The following is a 15,201-nucleotide window of genomic DNA, read 5'->3' as shown; positions in this document are numbered from 1 at the left end:
AGGGGCTTGGTAAGACTTTATTTTCCCAAGCTCACCTGACCAGAAGACCAGACTTATCTAAGTTTGGTAGCCATGAAAGACAAACCTGTTGATATAAATCTTGCCCCATCGGGGTTAAAGAATTTTTATGGGGGCTTGAAAGAGGATGTAGCAGGAGATACATCAGAAGGAGTAGGTAGAGCGATCGGAAAAATCCTTCTCAAGAAACAGTGACAAACGCACACAATTTGATAAAAGAATGCTATCTTAGAGAAGTGTGGAAACAAACCGAAACAAGAATTGCCGAGAGAGGAAAGAAACGTATGGTTTCAACTGTAGATCCGAAAGTACCCGCACGAGAAAGCAACAGCATCAGCAGTCTTTCTAACCAGTGGGAAGGATTTATTCCCGGAAAATGGACAAAAGAAGTAGACGTCCGGGATTTCATTCAAAAAAACTACACCCCGTATGAAGGAGACAGCGCGTTTTTAGCTGACGCCACAGAGCGGACGAAAACCCTGTGGGGGAAAGTCAGCGAACTGATGGAAGAAGAACGCAAAAATGGAATTTTAGACACGGAAACGAAAATTCCCTCGGGAATCGCCAGCTACGGCGCGGGATACATCGATCCCGACTTAGAGCAAATCGTCGGATTGCAAACCGACAAACCGCTCAAACGTGCCATCATGCCCTATGGCGGAATTCGGGTGGTGAAGAAATCCCTAGAAGCTTACGGTTACGAACTCGATCCCGAAACCGAAAAAATCTTCACCAAGTATCGCAAAACCCATAACGACGGCGTTTTCGATGCCTATACCCCAGAAATTCGAGCGGCGCGGCACTCGGGACTGGTCACGGGATTGCCCGATGCTTACGGGCGCGGTCGAATTATCGGAGATTACCGCCGGGTGGCTCTATACGGAATCGATCGCTTAATTGTCGATAAAACACATCAACTCGCCTCTTTAGAACTCGACGTAATGGACGAGGGCATCATCGAGAGACGGGAAGAAATCTCCGAAGAAACGCGAGCGCTGCACGAACTGAAAGAAATGGCAGCGTCATACGGCTTTGATATTGGACGTCCCGCCGCCAATGCCAAAGAAGCGGTACAGTGGACCTACTTTGGATATCTTGGTGCGGTCAAGGAGCAAAATGGGGCAGCGATGTCCTTGGGACGGGTTTCGACCTTCCTAGATATCTATTTCGATCGCGACCTGAAAAACGGTACGCTCAGCGAAAGCGAAGTTCAGGAAATCATCGACCACTTCGTAATGAAACTGCGGATGGTGCGCTTCCTGCGGACTCCGGAATACAACCAACTGTTCTCCGGAGATCCCACCTGGGTAACGGAATGTATTGGAGGGATGGGGGAAGACGGACGATCCCTGGTTACGAAAAGCAGCTTCCGCTTTTTGAACACCCTATATACTCTCGGTGCGGCACCGGAACCGAACCTAACCATCTTGTGGTCGGAACGCTTACCGATTAACTTCAAGCGCTTTTGCGCCAAAGTCTCCATCGATACTTGCTCTACCCAGTACGAAAACGACGATTTGATGCGGCCCGAATATGGCGACGACTACGGAATCGCCTGCTGCGTGAGCGCCATGAAAATCGGGAAACAAATGCAGTTTTTCGGCGCGCGGGCGAACTTAGCCAAAGCGCTGCTGTATGCCATCAATGGCGGTAAAGACGAGACAAGCGGAGAACAAATCGGGCCGCCGTTCGTGCCGGTAACGGGAGACTACCTGGAATACGACGATGTGGTAGAGAAGTTCGATCGCTTCTTGGAGTGGTTGGCGAAACTGTACGTCAACACCCTGAACGTGATTCACTTCATGCACGATAAATACGCCTACGAACGGATTGAGTTGGCCCTGCACGATCGCGATGTGTATCGGACGATGGCTTGCGGAATGGCGGGATTATCGGTAGTTGCCGATGCCTTGTCTGCCATCAAGTATGCCAAAGTGAAGGCAATCCGCAACGATCGCGGCTTGGTGGTGGATTACGAAATCGAAGGGGATTATCCCAAGTACGGGAATAACGACGATCGCGCGGACGACATTGCCGCCGATCTGGTCAAAGAGTTTATGAACAAAATCCGCAAGCACAAGACCTATCGAAATTCCGTGCCTACCCAGTCGATTCTGACCATCACTTCTAATGTAGTGTACGGGAAGAAGACTGGTAGCACCCCAGACGGACGCAAAGCGGGCGAACCCTTTGCCCCGGGTGCGAACCCGATGCACGGACGCGACACCAAAGGTGCGATCGCCGCTCTGGCCTCCGTAGCGAAACTGCCCTACGAGCACTCACAAGATGGCATTTCCTACACCTTCTCCATCGTGCCCCAGGCATTAGGAAAAGTGGAAGCGGATAAAGTGACCAACTTAGTGGGCATGTTAGATGCTTACTTCCACGAACGCGGTCATCACATCAACATCAACGTGCTGAATCGCGACACGCTGATTGAGGCGATGGACCATCCGGAAAAATATCCGCAACTGACGATTCGCGTGTCCGGTTATGCCGTTAACTTCATCAAGTTGACCCGCGAACAACAGTTAGATGTGATTAATCGCACGTTCCACGAACGCATCTAGGATTCCGTCCGGTGGCGGTGGGCGACTGCCCGCCTCACCCAAGGCTTAAGCAACATCAAAAATCGGTTAGAGCAACTGCTCTAGCCGATTTTGCCAGTGCAGGCAATTTCACCGACGGGATTGGGTCAATGATTTATCCATAGCATAGTTATCAGCAGAAGTCAAGCGAAATTCAGAATTTTTTTATATTTACCCAAATAATGAACCCTAAGATTAAAAAAACCCGTACAACTGGGAGGATTTGTCCCAAACGGGTTATAAAGGAAAAGAAGTAGAAACCACACAGAACAGCAGCTTTTCGGAAAGCATATTAATAGGGTGGGTCAACCTACCCTAAGGCTGGTGCAACGTGCGAGAAACCAATCGAAAGACGGATGACGCAGGGAGGGCGCAGAACTTAAAATAAAAATTAAGCTAGATATTCTTATTGTAGCTTTCGGATTCCTTTTAATTTTCTAAACTAATGCTTCTGTCCCGATCGCCAAAACTCTTTATAGAAAAATGCTATAATAAAACCAAGTAAAGGAGCTTTTATGGTCAATACAACCTTTCTATCTCCCAACCGATCGGCCCCGTCTCAAACCCCCGTAGTGGGTAGAATCCATTCTCTAGAAAGCTGCGGTACCGTGGATGGTCCGGGAATCCGATTTGTCATTTTTACCCAAGGCTGTCCCCTGCGCTGTCTTTACTGTCATAATCCCGACTGCCAAAAACTAGGAGAAGGGAACCAAATCAGCGTGGACGAACTGATCGCAGAGGTACAAAAATATCGCTCCTATATGCGCTTTTCTGGCGGGGGGGTGACGGTGACTGGGGGCGAACCTTTGATGCAACCTGCCTTCGTGCGAGAAATCTTTCGTCGCTGCAAAGAATTGGGCATTCATACCGCGTTGGATACTTCCGGTTATGTCTTGCTCGAAGCGGCGAAACCGGTGCTAGATTACGTAGATTTGGTGCTGCTGGATATCAAATCCTACACCCGAGACACCTACCGCAAAGTCACCAGCGTTTCCCTGGAACCGACTCTAAATTTTGCCAACTATTTGAGCGAGATTAACAAACCCATGTGGGTGCGCTTTGTGTTGGTGCCGAATTTAACCGACGACCCCGAGAATGTGGAAGGATTGGCGCAGTTTGTCTCCGAGTTAAAGAGTGTGGAGAAAGTGGAAGTGCTGCCCTTTCATAAAATGGGAGAATACAAGTGGCAGCAACTCGGATATGAGTATCAATTGAAAGATACCCCAGAACCCACCCCCGAACAAGTAGAAGCGGTGATGAATATTTTCCGAAACTATGGGTTGCAGGTGCAATAAATTTTCGTAACTGGGAAGGGGCGATCGCCCGCCAATCCGCCCCGGCGTCTATCCCGCCACAATTCGAGAGAAAAAGAAGAGGTAATGGGAGTGAAATCGCGCCCATTGCCTGTTTTTTTTTATAGATGCTTGTGATTTTAGATACAGTTTTATCCGGCAAAATTTGCTAGATCGGTTTCTTATGGAAAGTCTGGTGGCGGTTGAGTCAGCGGACTGAATTTTTTGTCGTTTTAGAAGCAAGGATATTGCAGAAAAATGAACCTAAAAAAACGAGTAGCGTTGGTGGTGGGATTTGTGGCGGCATTGGCGATCGCGATCGCCTGGGGTTCCATGTCCGGCTCGATTATAGCACAGCGCGGGGGGAATTTAACCGTATCCGCCGCCATTAGTTTAACCAATGCGATGCAAGAAATCAAGCCCCTTTACGAACGAAATCAGCAAGCAAGAGAAATTCGCTATAACTTTGGCTCATCCGGTGCTTTACAGCGACAGATAGAACAGGGAGCGCCAGTGGATGTGTTCCTGTCGGCGGGGAAAAGACAAATGGATGCACTGGAGGAACAAAATCTGCTGCTATCCGGGTCTCGGCAAGATTTACTCAGAAATCGGATGGTGTTAATTACGCCAAAAAATAGAGCGGCGATCGCCAATTTTAGAGACTTGCTCGCATCGGATATCAAACGAGTAGCGATCGGGGAACCGAGAAGCGTCCCCGCCGGACAATATGCGCGAGAAGTATTGGTCAATCTCGACATTTACGACGACTTGCGACCGAAAATGGTGTTTGGGAATAACGTCCGTCAGGTGTTAACCTTTGTAGAAACCGGCAACGTAGATGCGGGCATTGTTTACATCACCGATGCCCTGCAATCCGATGGTATTGCGGTGCGCGCCACTGCTTCGGAAAACCTTCATTCCCCCATCGTTTATCCTGTCGCCGCGATTAAAAATACCCAAAATGCAGAGGCGTCTAAAGATTACCTGCGATTTCTATTTACCGATGCGGCAAAAGCGGTATTTGAGAAATATGGATTTAGCCCAGTGAGTTAATTTACCGGAGGGCGAGTACCCTACCGAATTCTTCATAATTACCGGAAAGATTAAAGGGGAATTGGTTTTAGTAATTCCTATAAAACAGGCAAAAAGTGGTTAAATTGAGGAGTAATTGTTGGCAATGGAATTTGACTTAACGCCGCTGTGGATATCCTTAAAAACTGCGGTAACGGCGACTGGATTTGCCTTTATTTTAGGCATGGGGGCGGCGCGGTGGATGATGGGGAAACGGGGAAACTGGAAAACGGCGATTGAGGCAATATTTATTGCGCCATTGGTGTTGCCTCCCACGGTGTTAGGATTTTTGTTATTGCTATTTTTTGGCAAGCACGGACCTGGGGGGAAATTGCTAGAGCAGTTCGATATTACGGTAATATTTTCTTGGTCAGCGACGGCGATCGCGGCAACGGTGGTCGCGTTTCCGCTGATGTACAAAACTGCTTTAGCTGCTTTCGAGCAAATCGACCGAAATCTGCTGAGTGCGGCGCGCACATTGGGGGCATCGGAATGGCGGATATTTTGGCAAGTGATGCTACCCTTATCTTGGCCCGGAATTGTAGCGGGAACCATATTGGCATTTGCGCGGGCGTTGGGAGAATTTGGGGCGACGCTGATGCTGGCGGGGAATATTCCGGGAGAAACGCAAACGATTCCGGTGGCGATATATTTTGCGGTGGAAGCGGGGGAGATGAGGGAAGCGCAAATCTGGGTGGCAATTGTATTGGTGATTTCGTTAAGTGCGATCGCGGCGGTGAACTTTTCGCAAAACCAATTAGAACGGTTGCGAGAAGGGAGAGGAAAAAATCGCGATCGCTTCATTAATTTTTCGCCGTCTCGCACATATGGCCGCTTGCATTCTACCACATTTCAGGTAGATATTGAAAACCAGTTAAAAAGTTTTGAATTGGGGGTAAATTTTGCCGGACAAAACGGAGAACCGATCGCCTTGTTAGGGGCATCGGGTTCCGGGAAAAGCATGACCTTGCGTTGCATTGCCGGTTTAGAGACACCCACCCGGGGGCGCATTGAATTAAACGGGCGAGTATTGTTCGATTCCGAACGGGGAATTAACCTGCCGAGTTGCGATCGCCGGATTGGCGTCGTGTTTCAAAATTATGCTTTGTTTCCGCATTTAAACGTGGAAGAAAATATCGAGTTTGGGTTAAAACATTTGCCCAAAGGGAAACGCGAGCGGATTGTAGCCGAAAAAATCGCCCAAATGGACTTGCAAGGATTGGAAAAACGGCACAGCGATCGCCTCTCGGGCGGGCAGCAGCAGCGGGTTGCCCTTGCCAGAGCGCTTGCAATTGCCCCCGATGCGCTGTTGTTAGACGAACCATTTTCCGCCCTAGATACATACCTGCGGCACAAACTGGAAAAGCAACTGCGAGAAACCCTAGCCACCTATGAAGGCGCGACCTTATTCGTGACGCACAATATAGAAGAAGCCTATCGAATTAGCACAAAGTTGCTGATTTTAGCCGATGGAGCGATCGCCGCCTACGGGACCAAACAAGACATTTTAGAACGCCCGCCCAGCTACATTGCCGCCCAACTCACCGGGTGTAAGAACTTTTCGCGAGCCAGAGCGATCGGCGGGCAACAAGTGGAAGCCATAGACTGGGGTTGTACCCTGAGGGCGATCGAACCGCTACCCGAATCCCTCGCCTATGTGGGCTATCGCGCCCACCAATTTCACTTTCCCCCAGCGGGCGATCGGGAAAACAGCTTTCCGTGCTGGTTAGCGCAAACCAGCGAAACCCCGCACCGGATGACCTTGTATCTTAAACTACAAACCGCCCCCCATCATGCCAACGACTACCACCTGCAAGCGGAAGTATTTAAAGAAAAATGGGAAATTCTCAAAGATCGTCCATTTCCGTGGTATGTGCGCTTCGATCCCCTGCGGCTGATTGTGATGGAACGGTGACAAGGCGGGCGACACAGCCAATCCCAGCGCCACAGCGCAAAGCAAATCCGAGAAATTGCGGAAATTGGCAACGGACAATTCCACCATTCTACCGGAGAAAAAAGCGCCAAACCCGTACCCACAGCCAAATCCAAATTAACGTATCCTACCCAACTGACAGACAGCAGTCATCTTCGTTACAGTAAGAGTGAAATTAGGATGCGCCCAATGATAAAAGGATTATTACTTTTTCCAGAAATTTCCAACCAAATTGAGTAGTCTAGGCATAGTCAACCCTAAGTTGATTTGCTCATGCCAAAATCAATCTAAAGACGAAACCGATTCACAGTTCAATCACAGAAACAGGAGCGAACCATGCAACAACCGATCGCACCCACAGCGCAAAACCAACAGCGCAGCATCCCCAACCAAGACGTGCTGCGATACGAACGTCAACCCCTCGACGCCATCTTTGCCCCAAAAAACGTCGCCGTGATTGGGGCGACGGAAAAACCGGGCAGCGTCGGGCGCACCATCGTCTCCAACCTAATTAGCAATCCCTTTGGCGGTGCGGTGTTTCCCGTGAACCCGAAGCGTGCCAGCGTACTGGGGATCAAAGCCTATCGCAATATTGGTGCGGTGCCCGATCCCGTGGATCTCGCCGTAATCGTCACCCCTGCGCCCACAGTTCCCGACATTATCAGCGAATGCGTGGAGGCGGGAGTCAAAGGAGCGATCGTGATCTCCGCCGGCTTTAAAGAAACCGGACCTGCGGGGGTAGAACTGGAGCAAAAAATTCTCGATCGCGCCCGTCGGGGTAAAATGCGGATTATCGGACCGAACTGCCTCGGGGTAATGAGTCCCCTGAGCGGGCTGAATGCCACCTTTGCCACCAGAATGGCCAAACCGGGCAACGTGGGCTTTATCAGTCAAAGCGGTGCCCTCTGTACCGCCATTCTCGACTGGAGCTTGCGGGAAAACGTAGGCTTTAGTGCCTTTATGTCCATTGGGTCGATGCTCGACGTGGGGTGGGGGGATTTAATTTACTACCTCGGCGACGATCCGCGCACCCAGAGCATTGTGATTTATATGGAATCGATTGGCGATGCGCCGGGATTTCTCTCCGCCGCGCGAGAAGTGGCCCTGAGCAAACCGATTATCGTGATTAAAGTCGGGCATACCGAAGCGGCGGCGAAAGCGGCGGCATCCCACACCGGGGCACTCACCGGTAGCGACCAAGTGCTGGATGCTGCGTTCCGGCGCACCGGGGTACTGCGGGTAAACAATATTTCCTACCTGTTCTACATGGCGGAAGTGCTAGCGAAGCAACCGCGTCCCAAAGGCCCGCATTTAACCATTCTCACCAATGCTGGCGGACCGGGGGTAATTGCCACCGACGCCTTGATTACCGAAGGCGGGCAGCTCACGGAACTTTCCTCAGAAACCATCGAAGAACTCAACCAGTTTTTACCGAAACACTGGAGTCACAGCAACCCGATCGATATTTTGGGAGATGCGGAACCGGAACGCTATGCCAAAACCCTGGAAAAAGCGGCCAACGACCCGCAAAGCGACGGGATGCTGGTGATTATGACCCCGCAAGCGATGACCGATCCCACGGCAACGGCGGAGAAGCTGAAGCAATACGCGCACATCAAAAACAAGCCAGTGTTAGCCAGTTGGATGGGGGGAGAAGAAGTGAGCGCCGGGGCGCATATTCTCAACCAAGCGAGCATTCCCACCTTTCCTTATCCGGATACGGCGGCGCGGTTGTTCAATTATATGTGGCGCTATAGCTACAACCTGCGGGGGCTTTACGAGACGCCGATTTTGCCCGGGGATGATGATGAAAATGCGCCCGATCGCGCCTTGGCTGAGAAAATTATCAATCGAGCGCGGGAAGAAAACCGCACCCTGCTCACCGAGTTTGAATCGAAACAGCTCTTTGCCGCTTATGGCATTCCCACGGTGGAAACCCGGATTTGCCACAGCGAAGATGAAGCGGTGCAGTTTGCCGGAGAAATTGGCTATCCGGTGGTGCTGAAGCTGTATTCCTCCACGATTACTCACAAAACCGATGTGGGCGGCGTGCGGTTGAATTTGGCCAATGAGTCAGAAGTGCGCTCTGCTTACACCGCGATCGAGCAAGCGGTGAAAGAAAAAGTCGGTGCCGAACATTTCCAAGGAGTGACGGTGCAGCAGATGATTAAGTTCGACGGCTACGAACTGATCGTGGGCAGCACCCTAGATCCGCAGTTTGGTCCGGTGTTGCTGTTTGGCACCGGGGGTCAGTTGGTGGAGGTGTATAAAGACCGCGCCCTGGGTCTGCCACCCCTGAATACCACCCTGGCGCGCCGGATGATGGAACAAACGAAAATATACAAGGCGCTGAAGGGCATTCGCGGACGCGAACCGGTGAATCTGACCGAGTTAGAGCAGTTGATGGTGCGCTTTAGCCAATTGGTGGTGGAACAGCCGTGGATTAAAGAAACGGATATCAACCCCCTGCTGGCATCGGCGGAGCGCATTATTGCCTTAGATGCGCGGGTGGTTCTGCACGATCGCGAGATGAGCGAGGAGGAGTTGCCCAAACCGGCGATTCGTCCCTATCCGGCGCAGTACGTGTTCCCCTGGTCGATGAAGGATGGCACTTTGGTGAAGATTCGCCCGATCCGTCCCGAGGACGAACCGCTGGTGGTGAAGTTCCACGAGAGCCTGAGCGATCGCTCGGTGTATTTCCGCTATTTCCACCTGCTCAAACTCAGCCGCCGCATTTCTCACGAACGGTTAGCGCGGATTTGCTTTATCGACTACAATCGCGAAATGGCTTTGGTGGGCGACCACCGCGACCCGGAAACCGGCGAACACTACATTTTCGGCTTCAGTCGTCTGACGAGGTTGCACGGTACTGATGAGGCAGAATTCGGCCTGCTGGTAGCCGATCGCTATCAAGGTCTCGGGTTGGGTACCAAGTTGCTCGAACAGTTGCTGCAAGTGGCGCGGGATGAAAATGTCAGCCGCATCACTGCGGATATTCTGCCAGAAAATGTGGAAATGCAACATCTGTGCGTTAAGCTCGGTTTTAACCTGCAACGCATGGATGATGTGGTGAAAGCCCAAATCGACCTGTAATATCGCGTCTGCGTCACTTGTTCCCAGCACATGCTGGGAACGCCCCTCTTGATGTTTTGCCTTCGCACAAAATTGGGGGGGTGCGTCACCCCCGGATTTGATTTGGCGATCGCGCCGGGGATGGGTTGGCGGGGGTGACGCACCCTACGGTGAGATTATGCCTGCGGATCTTTCACTCTGTTTTATTTTACCGCCACCGAAGCCTCGCGATCGCACCGGTGGCGATCGCCGTCGGGGTCAAGGGGGGATGGTGGGCGATCGTCGATGACGGGCGGTGGGCTAGCAGAGCACGACGGGGGATCTAGCCAAAAATACCGAACCCCATTCACTGAGAATCGGGGTCAAAGTTCCGTAGAATCGCGGTGGGTTCCGCGATGAGAATCAGCAATATAGCTGATGCTACAGGTAAGCGGGTAAAGCCATAATAATGCGTAGTGCGCCACCGGGTGCTGAAGCGACAACCGAATCGCGCGGCCCATAGAAATTCTCGCAGTTCCGGGATTTTGGCCTTGCTTCAGCGCCGATATCGCACCGAATCCCTGTTAAATTCGCGTTTATCCCCAGGCTCATGTCGAACCTACCTGTTTATTCTCCTGCACTCGAGCAAATCCTCGATCGCGCTTTTTTGTGTCTTCCGCCGCAGGTGTTAGTGGTGGAGGTTCTGGCGTGCATGAACCGGGGGGTGGGCAGTCAGTGTAAATTCGGGGAAAGAGAAGGCAGCGATCGCGACCCTGGCGGGGCGATCGGGCGCACTTCCTACGTGCTGGTGAAGGACAATCGGCAACTGGTGGGCATTTTTACCGAACGGGATGTGGTGCGCCTGAGTGCGGCGAAACACTCCCTGGAAGACCTGACCCTAGGTGAGGTGATGAGCCAATCGGTGGTTTGCTTCAACCAAGGGGAGTATCGGGATATTTTTGGCCTGTTATCGTTGATGCGACAGCATTCGGTTCGCCACCTGCCGATATTGGACGATGGCGGGGAAGTCATCGGGGTGGTGACGAGAGAACGACTGCGCGAGGTGCTGCAACCGGCGAACTTGCTGAGATTGCGCCAGGTGGGGGAAGTGATGGTGGAGTCGGTGATTCACGCGCCGCCGCACACCTCGGTGCAGAAGATCGCGCAACTGATGGCGCAGCATCGGGTAAGCTGTGTGGCGATCGCGCAACCTGACGCCGCCGGAATGCTGCAACCGTTGGGGATAATTACCGAACGAGACTTGGTGCAGTTTCAGCTGTTCGCCCTGGATCTGGAGCTTCTCGAAGCGCAGGGGGTGATGAGCGGGCCGTTATTGACGGTTAGTCCCGAGAATAGCTTGTGGGAGGCGCATCAGCAAATGCAGCAATATCGGGTGAGACGGTTGGTGGTGACGGGAAGTGGCGGAGAACTGCTCGGAATTGTCACCCAAAGTAGCGTGCTGCGATCGCTCGATCCGATGGAAATGTATCGGATTATCCAGGTGTTGCAGGAAGAAGTCTGCCAACTGAAACGGGAAAAGGTGCAACTGCTGGAACATCACCAGCGAGCACTGGCAACCGAGGTACAAGCGCGGGACAAGTTGGAACAACAGTGGCAACGCGATCGCCGGCAAGCGCAAATGTCCCTGCGCGAGAGCGAAGCCCAGTTTCGGCTGTTGGCAGAAAATTCCACCGATATTATCGCCCGACTGCGGGTGGATGGCACGTTACTGTATGTTTCTCCAGCTTGCACTCGAGTGCTGGGATACCAACCGTCAGAACTTTTGGGGCGCTCTGCGATCGAGTTCTTGCACCCGGATGACTTGCCCGCATTCACATCCGGCAAGGGTTTGGCTTGCCAGATTCCAGATCGGGGTATTTATACTTTTCGAGTGCGTCATCGCCAGGGATATTATTTGTGGCTGGAATCCACCGCGCGATCGCTGCGAAATTCCGCCGAGGGAGCGATCGCAGAAATACAAAGTACCTCCCGCGACGTTACCGATCGCGTGCAAGCAGAACAACAGTTGCAAAAAGCGCTCCACGAGCTAGAATTTCAAAAATTCGCCCTCGATCGCGCCGCTATTGTTGCGATTACCGACCCGCAAGGCAGGATTACCTATGCTAACGATAAATTCTGCCAGCTTTCCGAATATTCCCGCGCCGAACTCATCGGGCAAACCCACCGACTGGTCAATTCCGGCTATCACGACACGGCGTTTTTTCAACAGATGTGGGCGACAATTTCTAGCGGTCGAGTGTGGCAGGGAGAAGTGAGAAATAAATCCAAAACCGGTCAAGTTTATTGGGTAGATACCACCATTGTTCCGTTTATGGACCACACCGGCAAACCCTTTCAATATTTAGCGATTAGAATCGATATTACCGAGCGCAAAAAAGCCGAAGAAGCCTTGCGCGAAAGCGAACGGCGATTTCGCTCTTTATTTGAAGCGGCACCGGATTTTATTTACCTGGTGGATATCAACGGCATCATTTTACAAGCCAATCCCGCCGCCTTTGCCCAATCAGGCTATAGTGAAAGCGAAGTCATCGGTCATCGACTGGATCGATTTTTCACCCCGAACTCGCAAGGGTGCTTTGCAGCAGAATTTCCCATTCTCCTCCAGGGCGGTACCACTCGTCAGGAAGTGGAAGTGATTCGCAAAGATGGTCGGGTGGCGATTATGGATTGTTCGGGGTCGGTGGTGCGCGATGAAGAGGGAAATTTTACTTATCTTATGGTGATTCAAAGAGACATCAGCGATCGCAAGCTGGTGGAAAAATACCTGCAAAGTAGCAATCACTTATTGCAAGGGATTAGTGCGGCGCAATCGGAATTCATTGCCCAAAAGAACAAACCTACCTTATTCGCACAATTGCTAGACAATCTGCTCCAGATTACCGACAGCGAATATGGGGCGATCGCGGAAGTTTTTCCCACCGGGGCGGGAGACTATGAGTGCGATCGCGCTTACCTAAAAACTCGCCATTCCCCGGAACTGAAGACCCTGGAAATACGCGAAAATAATCTCGATGAGTCGAGGGATTATAACCGGGCTTTAACCGCCTTACTTCAATCGGTGATTGCTACGGAAAAGCCGATAATTTACCCCCGCAACAAGGCAAAAACCTGCCCGATAAATTGCCAAGCCAACAGCGGAGAAAAACCCGCCATTCATGCCTTTTTGGGCGTGCCGTTTTATCTGGGAAATCGACTGGTAGGAGCCATTGCCATTGCCAACCATTCCGAGGGCTACGATATGCAGATGGTGGAGTATTTGCAACCCTTTCTCTCCACCTGCGCCAATATTATCGAAGCCTATCGCAACGACCTCAGGCGTCAGGAAGCCGAGGCGGCACTGAAACAAAAATTAGCCGCCGTAGAAGCCGCTAGCGATGGAATTGCCGTACTCACCGAACGGGGGGAATACCTTTATTTAAACACGGCGCACGTGCGGCTGTTTGGTTACGACAGCGCCGCAGAATTGTTGGGAAAAAACTGGCAAAACTTGTACGATGCCGAGGAAATTTCCCGGTTCGAGCGCGAAGTATTTCCCATTTTAGGAGCCAGCGGACATTGGCGCGGAGAAGCCACGGCAAAAAAACGGGACGGGTCTATTTTTTCTGAAGAAGTTTCTCTCACCTTAATTGAAGGCGTGGGATTGGTTTGCGTTTGTCGCGACATTACCGATCGCAAACAAGCCGAAGCCGCACTCAAACAGCGCGATCGCTATTTAGTCGCCTTAGTAGAAGTGCAGCGACAGCTTCTCGCCGCCCCGGTAAATCGAGATTTGTACCAGCTAATTTTATCGATCCTCGGACCGATTTCCCAAGCCAGTCGGATTTATGTATTTGAAAACCACCGCGATGCAAATGGAAACCCGATCTCCAGTCAAAAAGCCGAATGGTGCGCCCCGGGAATTTCCCCCCAAATCGACAATCCGGACTTACAAAATTTCTCCTATAGAGACATGGGATGTTCTCGCTGGGAAGAAATATTAAGTCAAGGAGAAATTATTCAGGGAAATGTGGCCGACTTTCCTCCATCGGAACGCGCGGTATTAGAACCCCAAGACATTAAATCGATTTTGATTTTACCCTTGATGGTTCAAGGAGAGTTTTTTGGATTGATTGGGTTTGATAACTGCGTGGAAGTTCGAGAATGGACTTCTTTAGAAATCGGCATTTTAACTTCGGCGGCGGCGGCGATCGCCCTAGGGAAAGAACGTCAGCTCACCGAACAAGCATGGCAACAAGCAAAAGACCAATTGCAAGCGGTTTTAGATGCAGTGCCCGGGTTGGTATCTTGGATTAGTTCCGATTTGTACTATCTTGGGGTGAATCAGCAGTTAGCCGCCGCATTTCATCAAGGTTCGGAAACCATCGTCGGTCAAGCGGTGGGATTTCGCGATCGCAATACCCAATTTGCCGAATTTATTGCCAATTTCTTTAATTCCCCCAACACCAGCGATCGCGCCACCATTAATGTAGATATCGAGGGTCAATCCTCCCATTACTTAATCGCCGCGCAAAAGTACCAACAGGGAAAAGCCTGCGTTTCCGTAGGGATTGATATTAGCGATCGCCTCCAAGCCGAAGAAAAAATCAAAGCCTCCCTAAAAGAGAAAGAAATCTTGCTCAAAGAAATCCACCATCGCGTCAAAAATAACCTTTACGTAGTCTCCAGCTTACTAGAAATGCAAGCCGACATACTCGAAAACCCCCAGCTTACCAAACTCCTCGCAGAAAGCCAACACCGGATTTCTTCGATGGCGCTAATTCACGAAAAACTTTACCAATCCACAGATTTAGGCCAAATCGACTTAGGCGAATATCTCGCCGACCTGGCCACCAATTTATTTGAATCCTACACTATCAATGAGGAGCGGATACAACTGTGCCTGGAGACCGAACCGATTTTAGTGAATATCGAAACCGCCGGACCTTGCGGACTAATCGTGAATGAATTAGTCACCAACGCAATGAAACATGCATTTCCCGATGGCATCCAAGGACGAGTTAGGGTAAAATGTCATCAAGACAGCAGCGGGTCAATTCACTTAATTGTGGAAGATAATGGAGTGGGCTTTCCCGAGGGGTTAGACTTTCGCAAAACCACCTCAATGGGATTGCAACTCGTGGATACCCTCACCGACCAATTAGAAGGCACACTCGAACTCAACCGCCAAGCTGGAACCACGTTTCACGTCAGGTTTTTTGAACTCAATTATTCCCAGAGGTTTTAAGCC

General features: G+C 51.2%; 7 protein-coding genes. All 7 read left to right on the top strand.

Features of this window, described 5'->3' with window-relative positions; translation table 11 throughout:
- Positions 1 to 72: 72 nt before the first annotated feature.
- Entirely contained in the window at positions 73 to 213 is a 141-nt protein-coding gene (locus tag AC0QH1_RS09750; RefSeq protein ID WP_324630883.1) for a hypothetical protein, read from the top strand.
- An 89-nt stretch (positions 214 to 302) separates the two neighbouring features.
- Positions 303 to 2,588, top strand: coding sequence for a formate C-acetyltransferase (gene pflB / locus AC0QH1_RS09745; RefSeq protein ID WP_324630882.1), 2,286 nt, complete (start codon positions 303 to 305; stop codon positions 2,586 to 2,588).
- Positions 2,589 to 3,121: 533 nt separating this feature from the next.
- Positions 3,122 to 3,901, top strand: coding sequence for a pyruvate formate-lyase-activating protein (pflA, locus tag AC0QH1_RS09740; protein ID WP_324630881.1), 780 nt, complete (start codon positions 3,122 to 3,124; stop codon positions 3,899 to 3,901).
- Positions 3,902 to 4,156: 255 nt separating this feature from the next.
- A complete protein-coding gene (gene modA, locus AC0QH1_RS09735) occupies positions 4,157 to 4,951 on the top strand; it encodes a molybdate ABC transporter substrate-binding protein (RefSeq protein ID WP_324630880.1) in 795 nt (264 codons plus the stop codon).
- Positions 4,952 to 5,075: 124 nt separating this feature from the next.
- Positions 5,076 to 6,884, top strand: a complete 1,809-nt coding sequence (gene modB / locus AC0QH1_RS09730) for a molybdate ABC transporter permease subunit (protein WP_324630884.1) — start codon at positions 5,076 to 5,078, stop codon at positions 6,882 to 6,884.
- Between the two features lie 354 nt (positions 6,885 to 7,238).
- On the top strand, positions 7,239 to 9,995 hold the full coding sequence (locus AC0QH1_RS09725) for a bifunctional acetate--CoA ligase family protein/GNAT family N-acetyltransferase (protein ID WP_324630879.1): 2,757 nt from the start codon (positions 7,239 to 7,241) through the stop codon (positions 9,993 to 9,995).
- 568 nt (positions 9,996 to 10,563) lie between these two features.
- A complete protein-coding gene (locus tag AC0QH1_RS09720) occupies positions 10,564 to 15,198 on the top strand; it encodes a PAS domain S-box protein (protein ID WP_324630878.1) in 4,635 nt (1,544 codons plus the stop codon).
- Positions 15,199 to 15,201 lie beyond the last annotated feature (3 nt).

The sequence above is a fragment of the Phormidium sp. CCY1219 genome (assembly GCF_055795085.1).
The sequence above is the reverse complement of the archived record's forward strand: the minus strand, read 5'-3'. Positions and strand labels throughout refer to the sequence as shown.

Coding starts and splice junctions, on each gene's coding strand:
- modB (WP_324630884.1), top strand. CDS start 5,076: ATGGAATTTGACTTAACGCCGCTGTGGATATCCTTAAAAACTGCGGTA.
- AC0QH1_RS09750 (WP_324630883.1), top strand. CDS start 73: ATGAAAGACAAACCTGTTGATATAAATCTTGCCCCATCGGGGTTAAAG.
- pflB (WP_324630882.1), top strand. CDS start 303: ATGGTTTCAACTGTAGATCCGAAAGTACCCGCACGAGAAAGCAACAGC.
- AC0QH1_RS09725 (WP_324630879.1), top strand. CDS start 7,239: ATGCAACAACCGATCGCACCCACAGCGCAAAACCAACAGCGCAGCATC.
- modA (WP_324630880.1), top strand. CDS start 4,157: ATGAACCTAAAAAAACGAGTAGCGTTGGTGGTGGGATTTGTGGCGGCA.
- AC0QH1_RS09720 (WP_324630878.1), top strand. CDS start 10,564: ATGTCGAACCTACCTGTTTATTCTCCTGCACTCGAGCAAATCCTCGAT.
- pflA (WP_324630881.1), top strand. CDS start 3,122: ATGGTCAATACAACCTTTCTATCTCCCAACCGATCGGCCCCGTCTCAA.